Consider the following 25,766-nt stretch of genomic DNA (forward strand, 5'->3'; position numbering starts at 1 on the left):
TCTTTTTTAAGTGTTAATTTTTTAAGTACGAATTTAATATAAAGTATTTATAATAATTAAATTGATTTAAATGAAAAAGCAGCTAATAAATAGCTGCTTTTTCATTTAAAATAGTTCAGTTTTACTGAACTGTAATATTAAAACTTACTTCTACATCGGTACTTCCTCCAGCGCTTGCAGAGCTTCCACTATTCGGCTTTGTAGGTTCATGCTTCAAGATAACAGTTAATGTTCCTGAACCTGCACTACCAGTTGTTAAAGAAGTTTCAACACCTAAAGGGTTACCATTACCATCTGTATCAGTTTTAGTAATTGATAATCCAGACACATCAGAAGTATAGAAAAACTCATGTTCATCTGCTTCATCTTTCACTTCTTCAGTAATATCCCCTGCCGGAGATTCTGTTTCATTTAATAATTCAATCAGACCTGTATACGTTAGATTCTCATCTAAATCGCCAGAAATAGAATATGTTCCATCATTTCCACCTTCACCATCAGGGTCACTAAAAGTTAACGTAACTATATTATTACCATTGGTTAAGGTGTATCTAACTGTAGTAATTAGTTCTTCTTCAGTACCTTCATCATGGTCGTGATCATCATCATCAGAACAAGCTGTAAATGTTAAGAAAGAGATTAATAATATAGCTAGTAATCGAGTTATTTTTAATGTATTTGTAATTTTCATAATTGTTTGTTTAATAATTTATTTTAAGTTTTAGGTTATAGTTTCTTCCTAAATCATCGGTAAAATATCGTAATCTATTTAAATGTTCTCTGTAAGATACATTGAACACATTATCTATATTGAATTCTAATTTTAAACTCCCTTCATTAAAAATCTTAAACGCTGCTGATGTGTGTAAACTAAATAGCGAATAGGCAGGAGGTGTTGAACTTATATCTATAAAAACATCTTCTTGCAGTTTAGCATTGTATGTATAAAAATTGTAATCTGGAAATCTATTTTGCTGTAAAATAGTTTTGTTACTTAAACTAATTGTTAATTGATTTAAATGATCATTTACGTAAGACAAACGATTACTAAAATTAGCGGCAGGCATATGAATTAAAGGAATATCATCTGTTAAATTATCTCCTTGTAATAGACTTAAACTACCTAGATAATTAAAGTTTTTACTAATTTTCTTATTCACATCAATATCAACGCCAAAAATTTGCGCATTAACTTGAATGTATTTCCATTCAGGAAAAGCACCTCTGATATTTCTATCTATGCCAAAAGGAATTAGTTGAATAAAATCATCAATATATTTATAATATGGACTAATAGTAAACCCAAAATCATCGCTATTTTTTTCAAGAGAAATTACAAATTTGTTTGCAACTTCTTTCTTCATCGTTAAAAAGCCATATTCTAACCTTGCAGCACTATGATGCAAACCATCACTGAATAATTCTGATGGATTAGGCATTCTTGAAACCAAACCATAATTTGTAAATAATGATATATTTTTTTCAAACTGTTTGCTATACCCTAGAATTGCAGAAATATTGTGGAATGTAAATTCAGGATTTGTTAGAATTCGTGTATTGTCAATTGATACTTCGAACTCAGGAAACAATTCATCATAATTATAAGTTTCATTCCAATCTGTAAGATTATATATTTTACTTACATTGATTGCTGAAAAGTCATAACGAATTCCTGCACTTAATTTACTAACTTCATTCAAATTATAATTTGCAATAGCATACATTCCAGCTTCATATTTATCAAAGTCTGGGATTAAAGCTCTAACACCAGTACTAAAAGCTACGTTTTGTTGATAACGAAATAACAAACCTGTATTTATTTTTAAGTTATCGAAATAATCTATCTGTAAATTAGGCTGAAGACTTGTGGTAAACAATCTCAAGTCTATAACAGGTGTATTTTTTAAATCACCTCTTCGTAAATCAAATTCTTTACGTCTGTTGATTTGAAAATCGTACTGAACAGTTAATTTTCCAAAACCCTTGTAACGTTTGTAAGCTTCAATTTTTGCTAAATGATGAGCTATAGACTGTTTTGGAAAATCTATAGTATATGAAAAATCTTCAATAACCCTTGGTAGTGGACTATCTATAGCATTTTTTAAATCATTTACGTTACCAATATGAGACGCTTTTAATATACCAAATTCGTTATCTACATAACTATAATAGACATCAAAACCTTTTTCAAAACTATTATAGCCAAACTGAACAGAACCATTTAAGCTTTTTATGCCACTATTGGTTAGGTTATAATTGGCTGCTTCAAAATCTCCAAATTGTTTGTAATTCATTTGAAATTTTGTATAAAGCCCTGATTTGTAGGTTTTAATAATTTCAGAATTTAAACTACCACCCAAACCATTTGAATTAAATGATGTTAAAGTGCTACCAAATAAACTATCTTTAACTGAGTATCTTTTTGGTCTTAGAAGGATTAATCCACCTATAGCATCACTGCCATATTTTAATGTATTTGCCCCTTTTATAACATCAATTCTATCACTAGCGTTAATATCTATATTTGGTGCGTGTTCATCTCCCCATTCTTGGTCATACATCCTTACATTGTTGTTAATAATTAAAAGCCTGCTACTATGTAAGCCATGAATCATTGGTTTTACAATAGAATTCCCCGTATTTAGTGAGGAAACACCACTAATGTTATTTAACGCATCTCCTAAAGATTTATCAGTAAATTCTTCTATTACTGCCTTTTTGATAGATTGTTCTACACTAGATTGTTCCGTTTTTATATTTGTTTTTACAACAACTTCATTTAATTCTTCTAAATGATGTTCTAAAAAGATGTCCCTTTCAATACTTTTATCTATATCGATTGAAATTTGCTTTGTTTCGCAGGAAATATGTTTAATTTCTAGAATTATTTTTCCTTTACATAAATTATTAATTTCGTATTCACCATCAATATTTGATGTTGAATACTTATTTAAATTAAGTACAACAATTGATGCACCAAATATTGGTGTTTTGTCGTGGAAATCGATAATTTTACCTTTAAAAGTGATGTTACAATCTTGTGCAGTTGCACTTATGCAATACAAAAGTGCACACAAAAAAAATAGTTTTTGCATTTTAGTCTTTTATGTTCAAAAAAAGTTTAAGCTTGAACATAAAGAGGAGGTCCCCTTAAATAAAACGATAATCGATAATGATTTTTTAAGAAACTATATTGTATACTATCATCATTAGAAATGACAGTTTTGGTAAGAATTTTATAATGATTTGAGGCTAAAAAAGAAACACTTTGTTTTATAAGATGTAAGCTACAATCAATATCTTTTTTATGAATATGCTGATTTGTTTTAGAACTACAAACAGCGTGTTCATGATTTAAAAAATCGTGAATAGAATTTATAGTTAATGGTAATAAAAATATTACCATTAGAAAAATACCTATATGTTTTTTGAACGTTTTAATCTTATTTTTCTTTTTTTCTAATTCTTAAATTTAACATTTCAACACCTAAAGAAAATGAGATCGCAAAATACAAATATCCTTTTGGAATAGCACCAACAGTTTTGTTAAAAAAGGCTGTATGAGATAAATGAGCGGCTTCTGTAATTAACATAAACCCAATTAATATTAAAAAAGACAATGCCAACATTTGAATTGTTGGATTTCTATTGACGAATTTATTGATTGGCTTAGAGAAAATCATCATAATAATTATAGAGATAATTACAGCTATTATCATAATAATTAAAGCACCATCAATTCCATTTGTCATACCAACAGCCGTTAAAATACTATCAAAAGAAAAAACAATATCTATTAAAATTATTTGTACAATAACACTCTTAAAAGATATGATTTTAGGTGATTTTAAAACATGTTCTTCATTTGTGTTTTCAACTTTTTGTCTTATTTCTTTGGTGCTTTTGAATAATAAGAAAATACCTCCTAAAAATAAAATAATACTCTGTCCTGTTAAACCAGTTTTAAACCAACCAATATCCAGCGTTAAAAATGGATTTTTCATGGCTATTAAATAAGAAACACTAAATAGAAGCAATATTCTTGTAATCATGGCCAAACCTAAGCCTAATAATGTCGCTTTTTTCACCTGATTTTCAGGTAATTTATTGGCTGAAATAGAAATAAAAATAATATTATCTATTCCTAGAATAATTTCTAGAAAAGTAAGCGTTAGCAGAGCAACCCAAGTATCTGCATGTAAAAATATTTCCATATTATTTTACTTTATATATTGTTGCTTTTTTTTTAAATTTTGAAAAGCCAATTTTAACAGTAAAATCATAAGATTCTTTATGAATTTTATTAATCTGTACAAACATTGGATCTTTCTGTAATGTGGTTTTTGGATTAATATATTTTAAGGTGTAAAAGAAATTATTTTTCCATTTTATTGACAAAGTATCTATATGATTTCCATGTTTACTAATTTGAATACTATCTTTTCTGATAATAGTTTCTTTTACAAAACCTTTACCAGCAGGAATTTCAAAAACACCTACTTTAAATCGATCTGAATTGTCTTCAAATTCAGATTTACATGATGCTAATGTTAAAATGCCTAAGATGATATAGATTGCTTTTTTCATTAAACTCCTGTATAATTGGATGGGGTAATTGCTTTTAACTCTAACTTTATTTCTGTTGAAACTTCTAAAGTATCAATAAAATCTGCAATTGAACTTTGATTTATTTTTTCATTTGTTCTTGTCAACCCTTTTAGTGCTTCATAAGGATTAGGGTAGGCTTCTCGTCTTAAAATTGTTTGAATAGCTTCTGCTACAACAGCCCAATTGTTTTCTAAATCATCTTCAAACTTCTGTTTGTTTAATAACAATTTATTTAAACCTTTTAATGTTGATGTAAAAGCAATAATTGTATGTCCAAAAGGGACACCAACATTTCTTAAAACAGTACTATCGGTTAAATCACGTTGTAAACGAGAAACTGGTAATTTAGCAGAAAGATGCTCAAATATTGCATTTGCTATACCTAAATTACCTTCAGAATTTTCAAAGTCAATAGGGTTTACTTTATGTGGCATTGCAGAAGAACCTACTTCACCAGCCTTAATTTTTTGTTTAAAATAATCTGTAGAAACATACGTCCAGAAATCTCTGTCTAAATCTAAAACAATTGTATTAATACGTTTTAAAGTATCAAACAAAGCTGCTAAATGATCGTAGTGTTCTATTTGTGTTGTAGGAAAAGAATGATGTAATCCTAGTTTTTCTTGTACAAATTTACCTCCAAATTCTTTCCAATCAATAGATGGGTAAGCTACCTTGTGTGCGTTAAAATTTCCTGTAGCGCCACCAAACTTAGCTGCATTAGGGATGTCGTTTAATAAATTAAATTGCTCTTTTAAACGAACCACAAAAACTTCAATTTCTTTTCCTAATCTTGTAGGAGATGCTGGTTGACCATGAGTTCTTGCCAACATAGAAATATCTTTCCATTCAATAACTAACTCTTGTAATCGCTCTAGAAGTTCATTATATTGTGGCACATAAACTTCGTTCATTACTTCTTTTATAGAAAGCGGAATTGCAGTATTATTTATATCTTGAGAAGTTAATCCAAAATGAATGAATTCTTTATGTTTTTGTAAACCTAAAATGTCAAATTTTTCCTTTATAAAGTATTCAACCGCTTTTACATCATGGTTTGTAACTTTTTCAATATCTTTTATTTTTTGAGCATCTTCTGCTGTGAAATCGGTATAAATTTTACGCAAATCTTCAAATAAATTAATATTAAAGTCAGCTAATTGAGGCAAAGGAATTTCACATAGTGCTATAAAATATTCTATTTCTACCCTAACTCTGTATTTTATTAAAGCTTCTTCAGAAAAATAGTTGGCTAATTTTGATATTTTATTTCTGTAACGCCCATCAATTGGAGAAATAGCATTTAGTTGAGTTAAGTTCATTGTTCAGTTCTGTTGTTAAATGCAAAAATAAGCATTTCAACAGATTTACAAAGTAGATTCCTTATGTTTTTCTATCAAAATCAGTACTTGTTTTCCTCTCGCGTTTGTGCCTTCGCTCTCGTGGATAATTTTAGTTTCAATGAGCAGTTTTAATTCAGGATGAATTCAATCTTTCTGCAATCCAAATAGATATAAAGTATAAATTGTATAAACTCAAGTAGCTATTTTTTGAGGAGTAATGAACCAATCAAATGCACATGTCACAATGGCATCTATCTGAGAATCTTTTAATGCTTTTTTAAATTCATTTTCTTTACATGAATAAAAAGCTGTTGCTAAATGTTCGCAAATTTTTGCAAAAGGTCTAATTGCATTATCAAATTTTAAAGTGGATATTTGTGCAGCGAATTCATTGAAATAAGGAACCATCTCATCTAAATCATGATGTGTACATATCCGTTCTAAAATCCAGGCTATTCTTATAGAAACTTTATTTTCCATATCAAAAGTTAGAGAGACTAAATCTTTAAACAAATTTTGATTTTCTAATATAATATTAGCAACTTTTTGACGGTTTTATATTTTAGGAGGTCCCATCGAATTAAATTGTTCAGTTAAAAAAAGCACACTCATTTTAATACGATTAGTGTATATTTACTCTAAAAAGGTTATATCAATGATAAAGATAAAAAGACTCAATTTTATATTTACTTTTTTTACTTGTTTTTTTATAAGTATGAATACTATTGCTCAAGCAATTAATCAGTTTGATAAAAGTAAGCAAAGGACAGGAGTTTGGAGAAAATATTATCCCAACCATAAAATACGTTATTCTGGTGCTTTTGAAAAAGGAAAAGAAATTGGAGTTTTTAAATTTTATGACAATTCAAACTCTCAATTTCCAGTAATTATTAAATCCTATTCTAAAAAAAGTGATGTTGTTATAGTCAAGTTTTATTCACTAAATGGCAAATTACAGAGTAAAGGTTCTTTTTTACATAAAAATAGAGTGGGTCGTTGGATATATTATTTTCAAGACGGTAAAAAAATGTCTGAAGAATTTTATAAAGAGGGAAGGTTAGAAGGAAAGTTAATAAACTATTATCCGAATGGAAAAGAGACAGAAATTTCATTTTATAAAAAAGGTTTTAAAAATGGAACTTCTGAAAAATTTTCAAGCAAGGGAATTTTAATTGAAAGTGTTAATTATAAAAATGGAAAACTAAATGGTATTGCTAAATATTTTGAATTGAACGGAAATTTAAAAGAGACTGGTTCATACTTAGCAGGAAAAAGAATTGGAAAGTGGGAGTATTATTTAGATGGCGAAGTTGCTTCGGATGAAGATTTAAAGAAAAAAAAATCTAATTTTTTGAAGCAAAAAGAGAATTGATTGCTAAGTTTCAAAAGTTTCAAAATGACGTTTTATCTTTTTCTATTTGATTATAATTAAAAAAAGACGACAATAGTTTTAATATAATGTAAACCAATTATAACATCAATTCTTTCAATCAATAAATCCTAATCAAATTTGTAACTTTGCGATCTCAAAATTAAAAAATGAAAAGAGTAGTTGTTGGTCTTTCTGGTGGTGTTGACTCTAGTGTTACAGCACATTTATTAAAAGAACAAGGTTTTGATGTTATTGGGCTTTTTATGAAAAATTGGCACGATGATGCTGTAACCATTTCTAACGAATGTCCTTGGTTAGAAGATAGTAATGATGCAATGATTGTTGCAGAAAAACTAGGGATTCCTTTTCAAGTTGTAGATTTAAGCGAGCAATACAAAGAACGTATTGTAGATTATATGTTTGACGAGTATTCAAAAGGAAGAACTCCAAATCCAGATGTCCTGTGTAACAGAGAGATAAAGTTTGATGTTTTTATGGATATTGCTTTAAATCTAGGTGCAGATTATGTGGCTACTGGTCATTATTGTAGAAAAGGAGAAGAAATTATCCATGGAAAACCTGTTTATAAATTATTAGCAGGAAAAGACACGAATAAAGATCAATCGTATTTTTTATGTCAATTATCTCAAGAACAATTAACTAAAGCATTATTTCCAATTGGCGAATTAACAAAGCCAGAAGTAAGAGTAATTGCTAAAGAAGCAGGTTTAATTACTGCTGAAAAGAAAGATTCTCAAGGTTTGTGTTTTATTGGTAAAGTAAGATTGCCTGAGTTTTTACAACAAAAATTACAACCAAGGGAAGGTGCTATTGTAACTATTCCAGTAGATTTTTCTCAATACACAAAGTCAACGCCAATTTTTGAAAACAAAGAAGCGGAGTTAGCCTTTTTTTCAACAAAGTTTTCTTACAAAAAAGAAGACGGACAATTAGTAGGTAAGCATCAAGGGGCGCACTATTTTACAAAAGGTCAACGTAAAGGACTAAATGTTGGAGGTACAAAAGAAGCATTGTATGTTATAGAAACTGATGTTGCAGAAAACATAATTTATACAGGAGAAGGAAAAAATCATCCGGGTATTTACAGGAATGTATTATTTGTTTCGAATGAAGAAGTGCATTGGATTCGTAAAGATTTAATTCTAAAAGTTGGTGAAAAAATTGAGTTATCAGCAAGAATTAGATACAGACAGCCTTTAGAAAATGTTACTTTGTACAAAGTAGAAACCGGTTTGTATGTAGAATTTGAAAATAAGCAATCTTCAATTCAGGAGGGGCAATTTGTGGCTTGGTATAAAGATGAAGAACTTTTGGGCTCTGGAGTAATTTTTTAATTCATCTAAAAAATAAAATTAAAAAGTAGTAATTTAGTTGGATGAAAAATTTACTTTTTTTTTTATTTACAACTATTTCTGTTCACGTTTTCTCTCAAACAGAAGATGCTTGGGTATTTATAAAAGACAAACCTAATGCTGCTAGTTTTCTAGCAAATCCATTACAAATGTTATCACAACGTTCTATAGAAAGAAGAGAGAAAACTAATCTTCCGATAGATGAAAAAGACGTTCCTATTTATAACGTTTATTATAGTGAATTAAAAAATGAGGCTACAATTGCTGTTTTAGGAAAATCGAAATGGTTGAATGCAATTCATGTTCAGGGTACAGTTAATCAAATTAACGCTTTATTGTCTAAATTTTCTTTTATAGAATCTATAGAATATGCTAACAAATCGCTGAATACTGGCTCAAAAACAAAAGGAAAGAAAATAATTCCTGACCACTACAATAAATTTAATCAAGTGCTAACTGATTTTGATTATGGAGCTGCCGATAACCAAATTAAAATGTTAAAAGGTGATTATCTACATCAACAAGGATTTACAGGACAAGATCAAGTAATAGCAGTTATTGATGCCGGTTTTCCAAATGTAAATACACTCTCAGCTTTTCAAAGATTAAGAGATAATAATCAAATTTTAGGAGGCTATAATTTTGCTGATAGAAATACAAATTATTATACAAGAAACAGTCATGGTACACATGTTTTATCAACAATTGCGGGTTATTTAGAAAATGAATTCGTAGGCACAGCGCCAGACGCAAAATTTTATTTATTTATTTCTGAAATTGCGGAATCGGAAACAGTGTTAGAAGAAACACTTTGGGTAGAAGCAGCGGAAAGAGCAGATAGTTTAGGTGTTGATGTTATTAATACCTCTTTAGGATATACCACTTATGATAATCCTAATCACAGTCATTCCTATACAGATATGGATGGGAAAACTACCTTTATTTCAAGAGGAGCGGAAATAGGAGCTTCTAGAGGAATGATTTTAGTAAATGCAGCAGGAAATAGTGGTACTGATTCTTGGAAATATATTGGGGCGCCAGCAGATGTAGCCTCAGTATTTAGTATTGGAGCCGTCAATGCTGAGGAAAATATTGCAAGTTTTAGTTCTTTTGGACCAACTGCAGATAATAGAATAAAACCAGATGTTTTAGCGCAAGGTCAAAATACTAGTATCATTAATTTTTTATCAGGAAACGTATCATCTTCAAACGGAACTTCTTTTTCATCACCAGTCATGGCGGGAGTTATAGCTTGTTTTTGGCAGGCTTTTCCAAACAAAACAAATATTGAAATTATGAATTTAATTCGGAGTTCTTCAGATAAATTTAATAATCCTACAGATCAATACGGGTATGGAATTCCCGACTTTGAAGCTGCATATAATACGGTGCTATCTATTAATGATTTGGATGTTTTTTCTGATATTAAAATTTTTCCAAATCCGATAAAAAAAATCTTTGCAATCACAAAAAACAATATTTCATTGGATGAATATTCTTTTCAAATATTTAATATACTTGGTCAAAAGGTTTTAGAAGAATCAAAATTTACTTCAGATAGAATAGATATTTCTTGTCTAGAAAAAGGGATTTATCTACTTAAAATCCAAAAAGAAAAGCAACATAAAATAATAAAGTTGATAAAGGAATAATGATAAATAAAATTACAGCTCTTTTTAAAATTAAGTATCCAGTCGTGCAAGGAGGCATGATTTGGGTTTCTGGATGGAAATTAGCCTCTGCTGTATCTAATGCGGGTGGTTTAGGTTTAATAGGCGCAGGTTCAATGTATCCAGAGGTATTAAGAGAACATATTCAGAAATGTAAAAAAGCAACAAATAAATCTTTTGGCGTAAATGTACCTATGTTATACCCTGATATTGAAAAAATTATGGATATCATTATTGAAGAAGGAGTGAAGATAGTTTTTACTTCTGCTGGAAACCCGAAAATTTGGACTTCATTTTTAAAGGAAAAAGGCATTACTGTTGTTCATGTCGTAAGTTCAGTGAAGTTTGCTTTAAAGGCAGAAGCAGCGGGAGTCGATGCTGTTGTTTGCGAAGGTTTTGAGGCTGGAGGACATAATGGGCGTGAAGAAACTACAACTTTTACGCTAATTCCTATGGTAAAAGAGCAAGTAGGTATTCCTGTATTAGCAGCAGGCGGAATTGCTTCTGGTAAAGGAATGCTTGCTGCCATGGTTTTAGGTGCGGATGGAGTTCAAATAGGAAGTAGATTTGTTGCCACAGAAGAATCCTCTGCTCATCAAAATTTTAAAAACATGATAATTGATGCAAAGGATGGAGACACACATTTAACTTTAAAAGAACTAGCTCCTGTTCGTTTATTGAAAAATAAATTTTATCAAGAAGTACAAGAATTATATCAACAAAATCCATCAAAAGATCAGTTAAAGGAATTGTTGGGTAGAGCAAGAGCAAAAAAGGGAATGTTTGAAGGTGATTTAGAGGATGGAGAGTTAGAAATTGGTCAAATTGCTGGGTTAATTCATAATATAAAACCAGCAAAAATAGTTTTAGAAGAAATTATTGAAGAGTATAATTTATCTAAAGAATTGGTTTATAGTGATTTATGATTTTTTAAAATAAATAAATTATTTATGTTTTTTTATAGGTAATAGTGTATATTTGCACTTTAATAAAACGCTGTTATTAATTAATTTAACAGCACAATAATTTTTTATAATGAAAGAAGGTATCGTAAAATTTTTCAATGAGTCTAAAGGATTTGGATTTATTACTGAAGAAGGAACAAACACAGAACATTTTGTACATGTTTCAGGTTTAATTGACGAAGTTCGTGAAAACGATAAAGTTGAATTTGACTTACAAGATGGAAGAAAAGGATTAAACGCAGTAAACGTAAGAGTATTATAATATATATCTATTACTAGTTAATTTTTTATCTAAAAGCCTATCATATTTGATAGGCTTTTTTTATTTTAATTTTTAAAAACTATTGTAGATTATTGACAAAAGATAAAGTAAAATAAACATTTCATTTTATCTTTCGATTATTGGCATTATATTTGCACCTCACTAGAAGTTGTTAGTAACTAAATTAACAACACAATAATTTTTTATAATGAATAAAGGTACCGTAAAATTTTTCAATGAATCTAAAGGATTTGGATTTATCACTGAAGAAGGATCAAACAAAGAACATTTTGTGCATGTGTCAGGATTAGTTGACGAGATTCGTGAAAACGATGAAGTTGAATTTGACTTACAAGATGGAAAAAAAGGATTAAACGCAGTAAACGTAAGAGTATTATAATATATATCTATTACTAGTTAATTTTTATCTAAAAGCCTATCAAATTTGATACGCTTTTTTATTTTCATTTTATAAAAAAATATATTTATGATTGATGGTAGACAAAGAAAGAATATACAGATTGGTTCGTTTGTAGAAATTGTTCAAAAATCACATCAAAGAACGGGTGAATTAACAAAAGGTATAGTTGCAAAACTTTTAACAAAGTCCATTCATCATCCTCATGGAATTAAAGTATTGTTAGCATCAGGTTTGGTTGGAAGGGTGAAAAATGTAATTGAGTAACTTATTTTCTTGGAATCTTAATTTTATATACCTTTCTACTTTTGTTATTCAATTTATTTTCTCTTAACCAAGGATTATGAATTTTTAATTCTTTGTAATTAATATTAAACCCTTTTGCAAAACTAGCTATATTATTAATCGCAGTATCTACTTTTATAGTGTAGGTTTTTTTAATTGTATATAAGTCTTCCTTTTCAAAAACAAAACCATATTTTTCTGGATTTTTAATAATTTCTTTTAAAGCCAAAATTCTGAATACATAGCGTTCAGTTTCATTCGCTAATTTAGCATCATAATATGTAGAAACTTTTTGTGTTTCTAGTCTTCTAGCAATTCCATATTTACCAGCATTATATGCAGCCGCTGCAAGCGTCCAAGATCCAAATCGATCTTTTGCATTTTTTAGATATTCTGCTGCTACTTTTGTAGATTTTTCAATATTATATCTTTCATCTACATTTTTGTTTATTTCCAAACCATATTCTCTGCCAGTAGCTTTCATAAAATGCCAAATTCCTGCCGCACCAGCTGAAGAAGTTTCATCACTAAAACCACTTTCTGCTAACGCCAAAAATTTAAAATCGTCTGGTAATCCATACTTTCTTAATAAAGGTTCTAGTATAGGGAAATATTTATTAGCTCGTTTTAAAAGTAATAATCCATTAGATTGCCAATAGGTATTTACCAACAATTCTCTGTCCATTCTTTCTTTTACATCTGGTTTTTCTATAGGTACTCTTTCTCCAGCTAAATTCAAATTACTAGGAAGCTTTAATGCTTTAATTTTATAAGTTTTGTGTGTGCTTGTAATTGAATCGATATCAGATTTATGAATTGCATTCATAAATAAGATAGTCATACAAACAATACTTAAGAGAGATAAAACACGTAAAGATTTATTCATGATAAATGCCTTTTTTAATCAACTATAAAAGTAACTAATAGAAATAGTTTTAACAAGTTAAACTTTGATGAATGATTATTGATATTTCTTTTGCCTTTGTTAAAATCATTACATGAGTACCACCTTCTACTTTTATGGAGTCTTTAATATGTTTTATTGGAAAAAGGTTGTCTTTAGTTCCATGAATATGAACAATGTTTTTTAAATTACTTTCTTGTTGCCAGTTTAAAACATTGTGAATTGACCATTTTAAATACTTTGTTCCTCTAACAGACAGATATTTCTGATAAATTACGGCTCTTTTTTGTAAGGATTTTCCAATGAAAAATTTTGCATAATCTTCAAAATTATTTACAAATTTTGCAGGAAATGCTTTGTACAGTTTGCTTATGCTTAAAACTTTAAATCTTTTAGAAAGTTCATGATGTGTTTTAACACTTGAAATAATAATTACTTTTCTAGTAGCTATAAGTTTGCTTACTTCTTGAACTAAAATTCCTCCAAAAGAGACACCAACTAAAACAGGGTTAATATGCTGAATATCTTTTGTTATTCTCAGTGCATAATTAAAAATAGATTCGTCTAAATCTATAGGTTCTATCCATTCTAAATAATAGAATTCATAAATTTCTGAAGATAATTTTAAGTGTTCAAAAATTTCTGGACCAGCGGCTAAGCCAGGCATAAAGTAGATAGGAATCTTAGCCATATAAACGTACTTTGTTTTGTTTTAAATACAGTTTTACTGTCAAATTAGATAATTACAGTTTTTTTTACAAAATCAAATCTCACCAAACCATCTTCATCAATTTTAGTTAGTGTAATTGTATGCAAAGTGTTGATTAATTCAGGATTCCAAGGTGCTTTTACTTTTACATAATTTTCTGTAAACCCGTTTATATAACCTTCTTTGTTTTCGTTTTCAAACAAAACTGTTAATGTATTCCCAAGCTGAGATTCATAAAAAGAACGTCTTTTTTTAGCAGACAATCCTCGTAACATTTTGCTGCGTTTTGCACGTACTTTTTTTGGAACAACTCCTTCCAAATCTACAGCTTCTGTATTGGGTCTTTCAGAGTAGGTAAAGACGTGTAAATACGAAATATCCATTTCGTTTAAATAATTGTAAGTTTCTAAAAATAATTCATCAGTTTCTCCAGGAAAACCAACAATAACATCCACACCTATACAAGCATTTGGCATTACTTCTTTAATCCTAACAACCCTATTTGTATATGTTTTTCGCAGATATCTACGTTTCATTTTCTTAAGTAATACATCACTTCCAGATTGCAGAGGAATATGAAAATGAGGAACGAATGAATTTGATTTCGCAACAAAATCTATGGTTTCATTTTTTAATAAATTAGGCTCTATAGATGAAATCCGTAAACGATGAATACCGTCAATTGTATCGAGCTCTTTAACTAATTCTAAAAAAGTATGTTCGTGTTTTTTATTACCAAATTCGCCTTTTCCATAATCACCAATATTTACACCTGTTAAAACAATTTCTTTAATTCCTTTAGACGAAATTTCTTTAGCATTACTAATTACATTTTCTAAAGTATCACTTCTAGAAATTCCTCGCGCTAAGGGTATAGTACAATACGTACATTTATAATCACAACCATCTTGTACTTTTAAAAAAGCACGAGTTCTGCCACCAATAGAGTAAGAACCTACATAAAAATCAGCATCAGAAATTTCACAAGAATGGACTTCGCCAACATTATTTTTAGTTAAATCGTTAATATAACTTGTTACATTGAATTTTTCAGTGGCTCCTAAAACCAAATCTACACCATCCACAGCTGCTAATTCTTCTGGTTTTAGTTGGGCATAACATCCAATAGCTATTAAAAAAGCATTGTCATTTTTCTTTAATGTATTTTTTACAATCGATTTAAAACGTTTATCTGCATTATCCGTTACAGAACATGTATTAATTACATAAATGTCTGCTTTCTCTTCAAAATCTACACGGTCAAAACCTTCATTAACAAAATTTCTTGCAATAGTGGATGTTTCCGAAAAATTCAATTTGCAACCTAATGTGTAAAAAGCTACTTTTTTATCTGCTATCATTAATGTACATTTAACAATGACAAAAATACGATTTTATTCATGATTTTTGAAACTGAAAGATTATTAGTTAGGAAGCTCGTTTTAGATGATTTAGAGGCTTTTCACGAAATGCAAAGCAATGATAATGTTATGCAGTTTGTTGATGGTGAAACAAAAACATTTGAGGAGCATTTAGTGGAATTAACAGATCTAATTAACAAGTATAATTTATCTAATAATGATTTTTGGATTTACGCCATTGAAAGAAAATTTGATACTCATTTTATAGGAACGGTCGCTTTAGTAAAAGATGGAGAAGATAATGAGATTGGATATCGTTTTTTAGAGAAATATTGGAAAAAGGGTTATGGTTCTGAAATTTGTGAAGGACTAATTTACCATTGCAAACAAATAGGAATTCCGAAAATAGTAGGGTATGTTGTTAACAAAAATATAGCCTCAGCTAAAATTTTAGCACGTTATAATTTTAAAGTTGTAAAACAGTTTATAAGTGACGATATTAAATTACTAGAAACTAAATATGAATTAATTTTATGATTGAAGACAAATTAACGCCATTTTATTATGCAGTGATTTTCTCAACTATTTTAACAGATAATACCCATGACTAACTTGAAATGTCAATAAGGATGGAGGAACTAGCTAAAAATTAAAAAGGATATTTAGGAATAGAATCCGCAAGAAGTGAAACCGGGATTACAGTTTCTTATTGGTAGACATTGGATGACATTGTTACTTAGAAAAATAATTTAGAACATACAGAAGTAAGAAGTCTAGGGAGAGAAAAATGGTCTAAAAAACACCAAATAAGAATTTATAAAGTAGAACGAGAATATGGAGTTGAAGGTTAGAAATATTTTCTATATTGCATTTGTATAGCTATGAATAAAATTGAAAAAACAGCTGTTTGCATTATCGGAGCAGGACCTTCTGGAACTGCGACTTCTTTAATGTTAACAAAGTTGAAAATTCCACATTATATTATTGATAAATCAACTTTTCCACGAGATAAAACTTGTGGAGATGGTTTAATCTTATATGCTTATAAGGCTATGAAGCTTTTAGGAGAAGATTTATTCACCTCTTTTTTGAAAAACCCAAAATTTATACATAGTAAAAAAATTAGCCTGCATATAAATAATACATCTAAAATAGAATTTAAGGAGAGTGATGATAGAGATATGATTATTTCATACGCTAAACGTATCGATTTTGATCAATTTTTGGTAAGTCATTTATCTGATACTTATGCCAATCAACATTTTGGAAGTGGAGTTAAAGAGCTTAGAGAAGAATCTGAAGGTGTTTTTGTCAAATTAAAAAATGGTAAAGAAATAGTATCAAAATTTGTAGTGGGTGCAGATGGTGTTAAATCTATTGTTTCTAGTAAGTTGGCTATCAATAAAATAGATAAAAAATTTTCATCTACTTTTATCAGTGCGTATTTTAAAGATGTAAAAGACCTTCCTGATGGAAACGCTGCAGAAGTTCGTATAATTTATAAAAAAATGCTTTTATTTTTTTATATCTTTCCTTTATCCGACGGACAAGTAAATATTAGTTTGGGTGGACGTGCAGATCATATTAAAAAATATGGAGTTAATTTAGTTGACGAAATTCAGAGCATTATAAAAACACATAAAAAGGTTAAAAATAAATTTAGCAATGCGACTAAAGTCGGTAGTTGGAGGGGATGGTCTATTCCGTTTCATTTTGGAAATTACAAAACTTCTGGAGATCGATTTTTGTTAGTTGGAGATGCCGCTGGTTTGGCAAATGCTTTTTACAAAGAAGGTATTGGTACAGGAATGATGTCTGGTATTATTGCTGCAAAAAATATAGAAAGATGTCTAAATAATGATGGTTTTTCTGAATCTTCATTAAAAAAATATGATGAAGATCTTAAAAAAGAGTTCGGTAGACTTTTAAAGTTTAGTCATTATGCTTTGAGAGCAGCAAAATTTAAAGGTTTCTTTTTAGCAATGGCTAGTTTGTTAAAGAAAAAGATAGAACGTAAAGCTCATAAAATTATAGAAAAAAGAAGTTATTAATAAATTTTCCAATTTATTCTGGCCAGAATAGGGAAGTGATCTGAGTTTTTTTCTGAAAAAGAACTAAACTGATTCACAATGGCATTTTTATCAGTTAATATAAAATCGATTCTCATAGGAAACCAATAATTAAATGATTTTCCAAAACCGATTCCTGCTTCAATAAAACTATCTTTTTTATCTTTTAAAATTTGATTGTAAACCCAAGAATAACTTGTATTATTAAAATCTCCAGCTACAACTTTTTTACCCGTCCATTGTTTTTCATGAGCAGTAAATACTTCGGTTTGTTCTGCTTGTTTTTTAAAACGGTTTTTTAATCTTTCAATTAATTTTTCTGAATTCTCTTGGCCGAAATTCTCTTGACTAGTGTTTAATTCAAAAGATTGCAAGTGCAAATTATACACTCTAATGGTGTCCTTCTTTCTTAAGATATCTGCAAAAATGATATTATTAGAAGTGTTTTTTAAATCTAAAGAACCTTTTTGGATAATAGGGAATTTAGAATAAATGGCTAAACCAATTTTATTTTTTTCGTCCTTTGTTTTTATGTACTTATAAGGATATAAAAAAAGTTGTTTTTCTAGCGTATAATATTCTTGAAATAATAAAATATCTGGCGATTTTTCAGATACAAATGCATTTATTTTTTCAGGGATTTTTTGATCATCAATCCATTTCCAATGGTTGAACATTCTTACGTTATAGCTCATTACTTTTAAATCATCATTTAACGAAGATTTGTTTTCGGTAAACTTATACGGAGTGTTAGAAAAGAACCAACCAACAACCAAAATAAAGGCCGACATAATAAAGTGTTTTTTTAGTTTAAGTATCCAATAGATTATAAAAAATAAATTTAAAATAATTAAAGTGGGAACAAATAAACTTAAAATTGCTAATACAGGAATATTCTTTGGAGATATAAAAGGTAATAAATAAGAAATCAAAAGTACTGTCGCTAAAATCGAATTTAGCAAGTATATTATTTTATTCAGAATTGATAATTTTTTCACTTTTAAAAATTATTTTTTTCCTTGTCTAAACAAAAAATCTTTTTCTGTTTTTGTTAATGTGTCATAACCAGATTTACTTATTTTATCTAATATAGAATCTATTTGTTTTTGTGTAATATCGGTGTTTTTTAATGAATTGCTTTTCTTTTTTGCAGATTTATGGACTGTTTTTAAAGGAGTTTTCTTCCTTATAAAAAGTGATAAAAATTGTTTAAAGAAATCAGTTTTTTTGTTATTTGCTTTTTTAACATATAAGAAACCAAATAAACTTCCTCCTAAATGGGCAAAATGTCCACCAGAATTACTTCCAATTAGACCAATAATATCTAAACCAATCCAAAAGGCAGCTAAATGCCATAATTTTATAAAACCTATAAAACGTAGCTTTAATTGATAATTTGGTATGTACGTTGCAACCCCAATAAATATGGCAGAAATTCCTGCAGAAGCACCGACTAGTAAAGATGATTTTCCTTCAAATAGAGGGAAATAATTTTGACTAAAAACAAACAAAAGTCCGCCAAAAAAAGTACCGATAATATAAAAATTAAGTAATAATTTTTGAGTGAAATATTCTATAAATAAATTACCAATAAAGTGCAGAACAATTAAGTTCATTAAGATGTGTATAAAATCTGCATGTAAAAAACCATAGGTTATTATAGACCATGGTTTTTTTAATAGAGAGTCGTAATCATCATCTAAAGAAAACCAATTTACAAACCAATTTGTTTGCCCTTTGTACAAACCTTGAAAAACATTAAAAAGTAAGGATAAAATAAAAATAGCAATATTTATGTAGATTAATTTTTCTACGATATTTCCATTTTTAAAACGGTTTTTTAATTTGTTTATATAATTCATTGACGCACTTTAAATTGATTGTTTTTCCAATGCCAAGCAATAATAAATCCTATTAAGGCTCCTCCAATGTGCGCAAAATGTGCAATATTTCCAACAGAATATTTTGTCATTCCAAAGAATAAATCTCCTAAAATCATTACCGGAATAAAATACTTGGCTGCAATGGGAACAGGGAAAAACAGTAAGGCTAGTTTAGCGTCTTTAAAATACAGCCCAAAAGCCACTAAAACTCCATAAACTGCTCCAGAAGCACCTACCGCAGGTGTACTATATAAGGAAGTTATTTTATTAAATTGTTCTTGAGAAATTGCATTTATGACTCTTACGTCATTTGTACTTCCTGATTTTAAGATAGATAAAACTTCAGAATCATTCAAACCTGCATTTATAAAAAGCTCATAAACGCTATTAAATTGGTAATAATTCACCAAAGAATAGATGATTCCTGCTCCTAAACCCGCAGAAAAATAAAAAAATATAAATTTATTTTTTCCCCATATTTGTTCTAAAGGAGTTCCAAAGGCGTATAGACCATACATGTTGAACAAAATATGTGGAAAACTTCCATGCATAAACATGTGAGTTATATATTGCCAAAATCCAAAATGCTCGTTTTTTGGAAAATGTAATGCCAATATATTTGTTAAGTCTAATTGCAGTAATTGTGGTACTACAAATAAAATTACATTGATTATAATTAGGTGTTTAATGGCGTCTGTAAGTCTATTCATATTAGCTGTTAAATAGATTATCTATTTCGTTTAAAGTCAGTGTTTTAAATGTTGATTTTCCAAACGGAGAAATTGTAGGTTCTTTACAAGAAAATAAATTATTCACTAAACTTTCTTGTTCTTTTTCAGAAAGTTGTGTTCCTGTTTTTATAGACAATGTTTTTGCAAACGATTTTGCCATTACATCAAAATGACTAAAACTTGCATCTGGGACTTCTAAATCTATATCACTTAATAACTCTTCTAAAATAATAGTAATCTTACTTTCTGTTACAGAAACAGGAATTCCTTTTATGGTAACATCACTTTTTGTGAATTCATCAAAAGAAAAACCAGCATTTTCTAATTCAGTTTTCATGGTGTAAATCATTTCTATTTCTTGCGATGAGAATGATATTTTTACAGGAAATAATAATTGTTGGCTATTGGCTTCTTTTACAGTAATGCTCTCTAAAAAATCTTCATATAAAATACGCTGATGCGCTAATGATTGATTGATTAAGACAACTCCAGATTTTATAGAACTCAGCAAATATTTACGCTGAATTTGAAACGTTTTTTGTGTTTTTATTTCTTGTTGATTATCAAATAATTCCGATTGTCTTTCTTCATCTGTAACTGCTACCGAAGTATATAAAGATTCCCAACTTTCAGTTTGTTGTTCTCTTTTGAAAGGAAATCGTATTTCTTTTTGTTCTAATTCTTTAAAAGGATTAAAATCTGGGTCAACTGAAATTATTGGTGTTTTTGTAGATACTGTATTTGTGTTTAAATGGTAAGGTGTGTCTAAGTTAGCATCTCTATTAAAATCTAAAAGAGGTGCTACATTGTATTGTCCTAAACTGTGTTTTACCGTTGCTCTTAACATCGCATACAATGCTTTTTCATTATCAAATTTTATCTCCGTTTTTGTCGGATGAATGTTAATGTCAATTGTATTTGCAGGCACTGTTAAGTATAAAAAATAGGAGGGATGCGAGCCATGCTCGAGTAAACCATCAAAAGCATTTACCACAGCATGATTTAAGTAAGAACTTTTTATAAATCGGTCATTTACAAAAAAGAATTGCTCTCCTCTTTTTCTTTTCGAGAATTCTGGCTTTGCCACAAAACCATTAATAGAGACAATATCAGTTTGTTCGTTTATTGGAACTAATTTTTCATTCATTTTAGTACCAAAAACACTTACAATTCGTTTTCTTAAATTACTACTTTTTAAATGGTAAACTTCATTATTGTTATGGTGCATTAAAAAAGCAATACTTGGATGCGCTAAAGCTACTCTTTGAAATTCATCTATAATATGACGTGTTTCTACAGTATCTGATTTTAAAAAGTTTCTTCTTGCCGGAATATTGTAAAACAAGTTTTTTACGGCAATACTTGTTCCTTTGGAGGTAGAAACAAAGTCTTGAGAAATAATTTTACTTCCTTCAATTTTTATAAAGGTTCCAAGTTCTTCATTTTCTTGTTTTGTTTTTAATTCAACATGGGCAATTGCAGCAATAGAGGCTAAAGCCTCTCCTCTAAAACCTTTTGTACAAAGGTTAAATAAATCTTCTGCTTTTTGAATTTTTGAAGTAGCGTGTCTTTCAAAAGACATTCTGGCATCAGTAGTACTCATGCCTTTGCCATCATCTATAACCTGAATTAAAGTTTTACCGGCATCCTTCAATAATAATTTTATACTGGTTGCACCCGCATCAATAGCGTTTTCTAGCAATTCTTTAACTACAGAAGCTGGTCTTTGAACTACTTCTCCTGCAGCAATTTGATTCGCTACATGATCTGGTAAAAGTTGAATAATATCTGACATTATTTTTAAAAGAATATAGACAAATCAAAATCTATGATATACAAAAAAATTAAAACTAAGACTAAAACAATATAAATTATTGTTTTGTTAGCTCCTTTATTTGGACTATTAAGTTCATTGATGGCATCTGAAAATTTCGATTTTATCCCCTTGTTTTTACCTGCAGTTTTCCTGAATTTATCTAATTTATGTTGAATTTTATAAGGACTGCCATCACCCTTATAATAACGTGGTTTATAATCAAATTTTTTATTTGTTCTTTTTAAAAATCCCATAATTTTAGAAAATAATTGGTAAATATTAATTTAAAAAAAAATCAAGTATAATACCAATTTTGAATAAATCAAATTTAAATAATTAAAAAGTAATGAATCAAGAAATGATGTTAAAAGTATTCTTAAAAGAATAAGATTGTTTTTTATTAAAAACCAATATTTTCTGATGTTCTATTTAGGTTTTTAATTGCGGCCATTTTAATAGCTGCTACAGCACATTCTGTACCTTTATTGCCTAACTTACCTCCAGATCTATCTATCGATTGTTGTTTTGTATTATCGGTTAAAACACAGAAAATTACAGGAATATCAAATTTGATATTTAAATCTACAATTCCTTGTGTTACTCCTTCACAAACAAAATCGAAATGTTTTGTTTCTCCTTGAATTACATTTCCAATGGCGATAATAGCGTCAACTTTTTGAGATTGAATCATTTTTTTACAACCATAAATCAACTCAAAACTCCCCGGAACATCCCAAGAAACAATATTTTGCTGGATTGCTCCACAATCTAAAAACGTTTCAATTGCACCTTTTTTTAGATTTTGTGTTATTTCAGGATTCCACTCTGAAACAACAATCCCAAATCGAAAATTTTTCGCATTTGGGATTGTTGCTTTGTCGTAAATGGATAAATTGGTTGTAGCCATTTTTTTTATTTTTCATTTTCAATAAGGCATTGCCCATTGAAATTAATTACGATATACTATTTCGCGTATTTAGCAGCATTGATAAATTTCTCAATATCTTTTGCTTGATCAGATTTTGAATAGTTCTCTTTTATCTGTGTAAATAATTGTTCTGCTTTGCTATATTTTTCTAAAGACATGGCAGTTTGTCCTGCTTTGAATAAAAACATTGGAGTTGTAAACTCGTTTGATTTTTTATTTGCTGCTTTTTCATAATATTCCAAAGCATCGTCTTGTTGATCTATGTCTGAGAAAGCATCACCGATTGCTCCTAAAGCAACAGGTCCTAGCATTTCATCATCAGAATTAAACTTGCTTAAAAATTCAATAGCCTTATCATATTGTTTCATTTGTAGATATGAAACACCTGCATAATAGTTTGCTAAATTTCCGGCATCTGTTCCGCTATAAGAATCAGCAATGTCTAAAAAACCGTATTTTCCATCTGAACCTTCTAAACCTAAATTGAGCAAAGAATCTTTTCCGGCTCCTGCATTTGCAGCTTCATCAAAATATTTTCTTGGAAAAGCTAACTCGTTAGAAGCTTCTAATTCATTAGGTTCAACGATATAGCTATTATATCCAAGAAAAGCTAAGAAAACAACAACGATACCTATTAATGTGTAAAATAAAGGTTTGCTATTTTTTTCTATCCATTTTTCAGATTTAGAAGCTGTTTCGTCTAATGTATTTAATACTCCTGCTGTTTCAAATTCAGATTCGTCAATTTGATTCGCTTCTTTTTTACCTTCTGGTTTATATTTCTTCTTGTATGTTGCCATATTTTCCTTAAAATTAGTGGCGCAAAAATAGTTTTTTTAATTGGATTGTAAAAGCGGATAATTCGCTAAATTTTCGATAATTTGCAATTCATTTTTAAACGAAGTCTTTATTCATGTATTTACAGAAAATTTCTTTAGTCAATTTTAAGAATTTAGAATCACAATCTTTTGATTTTCAGCAGAAAATAAATTGCTTTGTGGGTGATAATGGAGTAGGGAAAACGAACGTTTTGGACGCTATTTATTATTTGTCTTTTGCAAAAAGTTACTTTAATTCTGTTGCTGTGCAGAATATAAAGCATGGTGAAGCTTTTTTTATGGTAGAAGGTGATTATGTTTTAAATGATAGAAATGAGAAAATTGTTTGCAGTTTAAAACGTGGGCAAAAAAAAGTTTTGAAAAGAAATGGAAAGAATTATGACAAATTTTCTGAACATATAGGTCAAATTCCTTTGGTTATTATTTCTCCAGCAGATAGAGATCTAGTAACAGATGGAAGTGATACACGAAGAAAATTTATTGATGGTGTTATCTCGCAGCAAAACAAAAAGTATTTACAAAATTTAATTGCCTACAATAAGGTATTAACTCAAAGAAATGCATTGTTAAAATATTTTGCAGCAAATAGAACGTTTGATGCTTTAAACTTGAGTGTTTATGATGATCAATTAGCCAATTACGGTGCTGAAATTTATACAATTAGAAAAGCTTTTTTAGAAGAATTTATTCCCATTTTTAATGCAAAATATCAAATTATTTCTGGCGATAAAGAGGTTGTTAATTTAATCTATAAAAGCCAGTTAAATAATTTTTCTATATCAGATTTATTAAAGCAATCATTAGAGAAAGATAAAATTTTACAGTACACAACATCCGGAATTCATAAAGACGATTTAAGTTTTGAAATTGGCGAATATCCTATTAAAAAATTTGGTTCTCAAGGTCAGCAAAAATCATATTTGATAGCTTTAAAATTAGCTCAGTTTGAGTTTATAAAGCAACAATCAAATGTAGTTCCTATTTTATTATTAGATGATATTTTCGATAAATTAGACGAAAAGCGAGTTTCTCAAATTATAGATTTGGTAAATAATGATGAATTCGGTCAGATATTTATTACGGATACACATTCAGAAAGAACAGAAAATATTGTAAAACAGAGTAACAAACCTTATCAAATTTTTAAATTATAATGGCAAAAAGGGAAAATGATTCTTTTTCAATAGAAGATTTAATGCAGAGCTTTATCAAGGAAAATAATCTGGGCAAAGGAATGCAAAAAATAAAAGTTGAAGAAACTTGGCATAAAATGATGGGACCTGGTGTTACGACGCACACAACCTCTGTGAAATTGCAAAATAAAACACTTATTATTCAGTTAAATTCTTCAGTTTTGCGTGAAGAATTAAGTTATGGGAAAGAGAAGATTATTAAAATGATGAATGAAGAAATAGGAGAAGGAGTAATATCTAAACTAATGCTATTGTAAAGTTTTTTTGGATGGTTTGTCTAGCGTTCTCGTATAATTTTTAGTGCGGGTTTATATACCTTAATATTTGGCTTAGAACTGACCTTAGTAATTTCGACGGGATTCTGACGTAGTTGAATTCGCCTTAGTTGCCCCTAAATATTGTTAACTGCTGGTTTTTTATCCTTTATTACAATAGCACAAAAAATTATCCAAATAACAAACATCAACTCCACCATTCTTTGATAAAGTCCGATATATTCAGAATTTGAGTTAGATGCAAATAAATATACAAACAAAATGCTGATTACGCCCAATGCAATTGATTGTAAAGAAAATGTATTGTTATTGGGTGTTTTTTTTAATCCAAACCCAATTAAAATTATAAAAAAAGGAACGAATAGATAAGTTAGTAAACCTACAAAATTATGAATTAGTTGAGAAGAACTAGGATCGATTAATTCCCTGTTACAACCGCTATCACAAGGAAATATTCCAACAATTACTGTAGCTAGTCCATAAAATATTCCGATTCCATAAAACCCTATTTTGAGTAGTTTGGAAGGTTGAAAATATCTCACTCCAAGAAAACAAAATAAGGTGACAAGAATACCACTTGGTAGGTAACCAAATATTCTTAAAATTTTTCCGTATTCAGTGTCAATTGCATAAGATTCACTTATATATTGACTTAATACGTTATAATTTTCAATTAAAAATCCACCTAAAATAGAAGAAACTACAAAAAGGCTAACTCCTACTATTCCGATTAAAAAAATGGTTTTGTTGTTCATTTACTAT

General features: G+C 29.0%; 28 protein-coding genes. 11 read left to right on the forward strand and 17 right to left on the reverse strand.

Features of this window, described 5'->3' with window-relative positions:
* Window positions 1-121: 121 nt before the first annotated feature.
* The 6 genes from ATE90_RS04600 to ATE90_RS04630 form a co-directional block, all read right to left on the reverse strand.
* On the reverse strand, window positions 122-691 hold the full coding sequence (locus tag ATE90_RS04600; protein ID WP_101450937.1) for a type 1 periplasmic binding fold superfamily protein: 570 nt from the start codon (window positions 689-691) through the stop codon (window positions 122-124).
* A gap of 10 nt (window positions 692-701) precedes the next feature.
* Entirely contained in the window at window positions 702-3,095 is a 2,394-nt protein-coding gene (locus tag ATE90_RS04605; protein ID WP_101450939.1) for a TonB-dependent receptor, read from the reverse strand.
* A gap of 348 nt (window positions 3,096-3,443) precedes the next feature.
* Window positions 3,444-4,214, reverse strand: a complete 771-nt coding sequence (locus ATE90_RS04615) for a TerC family protein (protein WP_101450941.1) — start codon at window positions 4,212-4,214, stop codon at window positions 3,444-3,446.
* 1 nt (window position 4,215) lies between these two features.
* A complete protein-coding gene (locus ATE90_RS04620) occupies window positions 4,216-4,587 on the reverse strand; it encodes a hypothetical protein (RefSeq protein WP_036786748.1) in 372 nt (123 codons plus the stop codon).
* Window positions 4,587-5,930, reverse strand: coding sequence for an adenylosuccinate lyase (gene purB / locus ATE90_RS04625; protein WP_036786747.1), 1,344 nt, complete (start codon window positions 5,928-5,930; stop codon window positions 4,587-4,589). The genes ATE90_RS04620 and purB overlap by 1 nt, the downstream gene beginning before the upstream one ends.
* 213 nt (window positions 5,931-6,143) lie before the next feature.
* Window positions 6,144-6,431 carry a hypothetical protein gene (locus ATE90_RS04630; protein ID WP_036786745.1) on the reverse strand — a complete coding sequence of 96 codons (288 nt, stop codon included), beginning with the start codon at window positions 6,429-6,431 and terminating at the stop codon, window positions 6,144-6,146.
* A 235-nt stretch (window positions 6,432-6,666) separates the two neighbouring features.
* Here ATE90_RS04630 and ATE90_RS04635 point away from each other — a divergent pair, with 235 nt between their 5' ends.
* The 7 genes from ATE90_RS04635 to ATE90_RS04665 all read left to right on the forward strand — a co-directional run bounded on the left by ATE90_RS04635 (window position 6,667) and on the right by ATE90_RS04665 (window position 12,278).
* Entirely contained in the window at window positions 6,667-7,323 is a 657-nt protein-coding gene (locus ATE90_RS04635) for a toxin-antitoxin system YwqK family antitoxin (RefSeq protein WP_235317743.1), read from the forward strand.
* Between the two features lie 167 nt (window positions 7,324-7,490).
* A complete protein-coding gene (mnmA, locus tag ATE90_RS04640) occupies window positions 7,491-8,678 on the forward strand; it encodes a tRNA 2-thiouridine(34) synthase MnmA (RefSeq protein ID WP_036786741.1) in 1,188 nt (395 codons plus the stop codon).
* A 41-nt stretch (window positions 8,679-8,719) separates the two neighbouring features.
* Complete coding sequence (locus tag ATE90_RS04645; protein ID WP_101450943.1) at window positions 8,720-10,348, forward strand: S8 family serine peptidase; 1,629 nt, start codon at window positions 8,720-8,722, stop codon at window positions 10,346-10,348.
* The gene (locus ATE90_RS04650; protein ID WP_036786739.1) at window positions 10,348-11,292 is read left to right on the forward strand and encodes an NAD(P)H-dependent flavin oxidoreductase; all 945 of its coding nucleotides are present in this window, start codon (window positions 10,348-10,350) and stop codon (window positions 11,290-11,292) included. The genes ATE90_RS04645 and ATE90_RS04650 overlap by 1 nt, the downstream gene beginning before the upstream one ends.
* A gap of 109 nt (window positions 11,293-11,401) precedes the next feature.
* A complete protein-coding gene (locus ATE90_RS04655; protein ID WP_101450945.1) occupies window positions 11,402-11,593 on the forward strand; it encodes a cold-shock protein in 192 nt (63 codons plus the stop codon).
* A 208-nt stretch (window positions 11,594-11,801) separates the two neighbouring features.
* Window positions 11,802-11,993, forward strand: coding sequence for a cold-shock protein (locus ATE90_RS04660; RefSeq protein ID WP_036786735.1), 192 nt, complete (start codon window positions 11,802-11,804; stop codon window positions 11,991-11,993).
* Between the two features lie 87 nt (window positions 11,994-12,080).
* Window positions 12,081-12,278 carry a YwbE family protein gene (locus ATE90_RS04665; RefSeq protein WP_036786733.1) on the forward strand — a complete coding sequence of 66 codons (198 nt, stop codon included), beginning with the start codon at window positions 12,081-12,083 and terminating at the stop codon, window positions 12,276-12,278.
* Window position 12,279: 1 nt separating this feature from the next.
* Here the strand turns inward: ATE90_RS04665 and ATE90_RS04670 are convergent, their stop codons facing one another.
* The 3 genes from ATE90_RS04670 to mtaB are packed head-to-tail and all read right to left on the reverse strand — an operon-like array spanning window position 12,280 to window position 15,270.
* Complete coding sequence (locus tag ATE90_RS04670) at window positions 12,280-13,182, reverse strand: lytic transglycosylase domain-containing protein (RefSeq protein WP_036786731.1); 903 nt, start codon at window positions 13,180-13,182, stop codon at window positions 12,280-12,282.
* 49 nt (window positions 13,183-13,231) lie between these two features.
* Entirely contained in the window at window positions 13,232-13,891 is a 660-nt protein-coding gene (locus ATE90_RS04675) for an alpha/beta hydrolase (RefSeq protein WP_036786729.1), read from the reverse strand.
* A 44-nt stretch (window positions 13,892-13,935) separates the two neighbouring features.
* The gene (mtaB, locus tag ATE90_RS04680) at window positions 13,936-15,270 is read right to left on the reverse strand and encodes a tRNA (N(6)-L-threonylcarbamoyladenosine(37)-C(2))-methylthiotransferase MtaB (RefSeq protein WP_101450947.1); all 1,335 of its coding nucleotides are present in this window, start codon (window positions 15,268-15,270) and stop codon (window positions 13,936-13,938) included.
* Between the two features lie 39 nt (window positions 15,271-15,309).
* Here mtaB and ATE90_RS04685 point away from each other — a divergent pair, with 39 nt between their 5' ends.
* Entirely contained in the window at window positions 15,310-15,807 is a 498-nt protein-coding gene (locus tag ATE90_RS04685) for a GNAT family N-acetyltransferase (protein ID WP_036786725.1), read from the forward strand.
* Between the two features lie 344 nt (window positions 15,808-16,151).
* Entirely contained in the window at window positions 16,152-17,321 is a 1,170-nt protein-coding gene (locus ATE90_RS04695; protein WP_036786723.1) for an NAD(P)/FAD-dependent oxidoreductase, read from the forward strand.
* Here the strand turns inward: ATE90_RS04695 and ATE90_RS04700 are convergent.
* From ATE90_RS04700 to ATE90_RS04730, 7 genes are all read right to left on the reverse strand, one after another.
* A complete protein-coding gene (locus ATE90_RS04700; protein ID WP_235317742.1) occupies window positions 17,318-18,130 on the reverse strand; it encodes an endonuclease/exonuclease/phosphatase family protein in 813 nt (270 codons plus the stop codon). The two genes, ATE90_RS04695 and ATE90_RS04700, sit on opposite strands and share 4 nt — an antisense overlap.
* A 216-nt stretch (window positions 18,131-18,346) precedes the next feature.
* Window positions 18,347-19,201, reverse strand: a complete 855-nt coding sequence (locus tag ATE90_RS04705) for a rhomboid family intramembrane serine protease (protein ID WP_036786719.1) — start codon at window positions 19,199-19,201, stop codon at window positions 18,347-18,349.
* On the reverse strand, window positions 19,198-19,932 hold the full coding sequence (locus ATE90_RS04710; RefSeq protein WP_036786717.1) for a rhomboid family intramembrane serine protease: 735 nt from the start codon (window positions 19,930-19,932) through the stop codon (window positions 19,198-19,200). The genes ATE90_RS04705 and ATE90_RS04710 overlap by 4 nt, the downstream gene beginning before the upstream one ends.
* 1 nt (window position 19,933) lies before the next feature.
* Complete coding sequence (gene mutL / locus ATE90_RS04715; RefSeq protein WP_036786715.1) at window positions 19,934-21,748, reverse strand: DNA mismatch repair endonuclease MutL; 1,815 nt, start codon at window positions 21,746-21,748, stop codon at window positions 19,934-19,936.
* A 5-nt stretch (window positions 21,749-21,753) separates the two neighbouring features.
* Entirely contained in the window at window positions 21,754-22,023 is a 270-nt protein-coding gene (locus tag ATE90_RS04720) for a hypothetical protein (RefSeq protein WP_036786713.1), read from the reverse strand.
* A gap of 146 nt (window positions 22,024-22,169) precedes the next feature.
* Window positions 22,170-22,676, reverse strand: coding sequence for a 6,7-dimethyl-8-ribityllumazine synthase (gene ribH / locus ATE90_RS04725; RefSeq protein ID WP_036786711.1), 507 nt, complete (start codon window positions 22,674-22,676; stop codon window positions 22,170-22,172).
* Between the two features lie 56 nt (window positions 22,677-22,732).
* Window positions 22,733-23,497 carry a tetratricopeptide repeat protein gene (locus ATE90_RS04730; RefSeq protein ID WP_101450949.1) on the reverse strand — a complete coding sequence of 255 codons (765 nt, stop codon included), beginning with the start codon at window positions 23,495-23,497 and terminating at the stop codon, window positions 22,733-22,735.
* Between the two features lie 113 nt (window positions 23,498-23,610).
* Here ATE90_RS04730 and recF point away from each other — a divergent pair, with 113 nt between their 5' ends.
* Window positions 23,611-24,690, forward strand: a complete 1,080-nt coding sequence (gene recF, locus ATE90_RS04735; RefSeq protein WP_036786707.1) for a DNA replication/repair protein RecF — start codon at window positions 23,611-23,613, stop codon at window positions 24,688-24,690.
* Window positions 24,690-24,986, forward strand: coding sequence for a DUF721 domain-containing protein (locus ATE90_RS04740; RefSeq protein ID WP_036786704.1), 297 nt, complete (start codon window positions 24,690-24,692; stop codon window positions 24,984-24,986). Before recF ends, ATE90_RS04740 begins: the two co-directional genes overlap by 1 nt.
* A 134-nt stretch (window positions 24,987-25,120) precedes the next feature.
* Here ATE90_RS04740 and ATE90_RS04745 read toward each other — a convergent pair whose 3' ends face one another.
* Window positions 25,121-25,759: a DUF998 domain-containing protein gene (locus ATE90_RS04745; RefSeq protein WP_036786702.1), complete on the reverse strand. Its 639-nt coding sequence runs from the start codon at window positions 25,757-25,759 to the stop codon at window positions 25,121-25,123.
* Window positions 25,760-25,766 lie beyond the last annotated feature (7 nt).

The organism is Polaribacter sp. Hel1_33_96 (assembly GCF_002846595.1).
In the GTDB taxonomy this organism is placed as follows: domain Bacteria; phylum Bacteroidota; class Bacteroidia; order Flavobacteriales; family Flavobacteriaceae; genus Polaribacter.

Excerpts from the sequence above, each read along its gene's own strand:
- ATE90_RS04600 (WP_101450937.1), bottom strand. The coding sequence starts at position 691 with ATGAAAATTACAAATACATTAAAAATAACTCGATTACTAGCTATATTA.
- ATE90_RS04605 (WP_101450939.1), bottom strand. The coding sequence starts at position 3,095 with ATGCAAAAACTATTTTTTTTGTGTGCACTTTTGTATTGCATAAGTGCA.
- ATE90_RS04615 (WP_101450941.1), bottom strand. The coding sequence starts at position 4,214 with ATGGAAATATTTTTACATGCAGATACTTGGGTTGCTCTGCTAACGCTT.
- ATE90_RS04620 (WP_036786748.1), bottom strand. The coding sequence starts at position 4,587 with ATGAAAAAAGCAATCTATATCATCTTAGGCATTTTAACATTAGCATCA.
- purB (WP_036786747.1), bottom strand. The coding sequence starts at position 5,930 with ATGAACTTAACTCAACTAAATGCTATTTCTCCAATTGATGGGCGTTAC.
- ATE90_RS04630 (WP_036786745.1), bottom strand. The coding sequence starts at position 6,431 with ATGGAAAATAAAGTTTCTATAAGAATAGCCTGGATTTTAGAACGGATA.
- ATE90_RS04635 (WP_235317743.1), top strand. The coding sequence starts at position 6,667 with ATGAATACTATTGCTCAAGCAATTAATCAGTTTGATAAAAGTAAGCAA.
- mnmA (WP_036786741.1), top strand. The coding sequence starts at position 7,491 with ATGAAAAGAGTAGTTGTTGGTCTTTCTGGTGGTGTTGACTCTAGTGTT.
- ATE90_RS04645 (WP_101450943.1), top strand. The coding sequence starts at position 8,720 with ATGAAAAATTTACTTTTTTTTTTATTTACAACTATTTCTGTTCACGTT.
- ATE90_RS04650 (WP_036786739.1), top strand. The coding sequence starts at position 10,348 with ATGATAAATAAAATTACAGCTCTTTTTAAAATTAAGTATCCAGTCGTG.
- ATE90_RS04655 (WP_101450945.1), top strand. The coding sequence starts at position 11,402 with ATGAAAGAAGGTATCGTAAAATTTTTCAATGAGTCTAAAGGATTTGGA.
- ATE90_RS04660 (WP_036786735.1), top strand. The coding sequence starts at position 11,802 with ATGAATAAAGGTACCGTAAAATTTTTCAATGAATCTAAAGGATTTGGA.
- ATE90_RS04665 (WP_036786733.1), top strand. The coding sequence starts at position 12,081 with ATGATTGATGGTAGACAAAGAAAGAATATACAGATTGGTTCGTTTGTA.
- ATE90_RS04670 (WP_036786731.1), bottom strand. The coding sequence starts at position 13,182 with ATGAATAAATCTTTACGTGTTTTATCTCTCTTAAGTATTGTTTGTATG.
- ATE90_RS04675 (WP_036786729.1), bottom strand. The coding sequence starts at position 13,891 with ATGGCTAAGATTCCTATCTACTTTATGCCTGGCTTAGCCGCTGGTCCA.
- mtaB (WP_101450947.1), bottom strand. The coding sequence starts at position 15,270 with ATGATAGCAGATAAAAAAGTAGCTTTTTACACATTAGGTTGCAAATTG.
- ATE90_RS04685 (WP_036786725.1), top strand. The coding sequence starts at position 15,310 with ATGATTTTTGAAACTGAAAGATTATTAGTTAGGAAGCTCGTTTTAGAT.
- ATE90_RS04695 (WP_036786723.1), top strand. The coding sequence starts at position 16,152 with ATGAATAAAATTGAAAAAACAGCTGTTTGCATTATCGGAGCAGGACCT.
- ATE90_RS04700 (WP_235317742.1), bottom strand. The coding sequence starts at position 18,130 with ATGTCGGCCTTTATTTTGGTTGTTGGTTGGTTCTTTTCTAACACTCCG.
- ATE90_RS04705 (WP_036786719.1), bottom strand. The coding sequence starts at position 19,201 with ATGAATTATATAAACAAATTAAAAAACCGTTTTAAAAATGGAAATATC.
- ATE90_RS04710 (WP_036786717.1), bottom strand. The coding sequence starts at position 19,932 with ATGAATAGACTTACAGACGCCATTAAACACCTAATTATAATCAATGTA.
- mutL (WP_036786715.1), bottom strand. The coding sequence starts at position 21,748 with ATGTCAGATATTATTCAACTTTTACCAGATCATGTAGCGAATCAAATT.
- ATE90_RS04720 (WP_036786713.1), bottom strand. The coding sequence starts at position 22,023 with ATGGGATTTTTAAAAAGAACAAATAAAAAATTTGATTATAAACCACGT.
- ribH (WP_036786711.1), bottom strand. The coding sequence starts at position 22,676 with ATGGCTACAACCAATTTATCCATTTACGACAAAGCAACAATCCCAAAT.
- ATE90_RS04730 (WP_101450949.1), bottom strand. The coding sequence starts at position 23,497 with ATGGCAACATACAAGAAGAAATATAAACCAGAAGGTAAAAAAGAAGCG.
- recF (WP_036786707.1), top strand. The coding sequence starts at position 23,611 with ATGTATTTACAGAAAATTTCTTTAGTCAATTTTAAGAATTTAGAATCA.
- ATE90_RS04740 (WP_036786704.1), top strand. The coding sequence starts at position 24,690 with ATGGCAAAAAGGGAAAATGATTCTTTTTCAATAGAAGATTTAATGCAG.
- ATE90_RS04745 (WP_036786702.1), bottom strand. The coding sequence starts at position 25,759 with ATGAACAACAAAACCATTTTTTTAATCGGAATAGTAGGAGTTAGCCTT.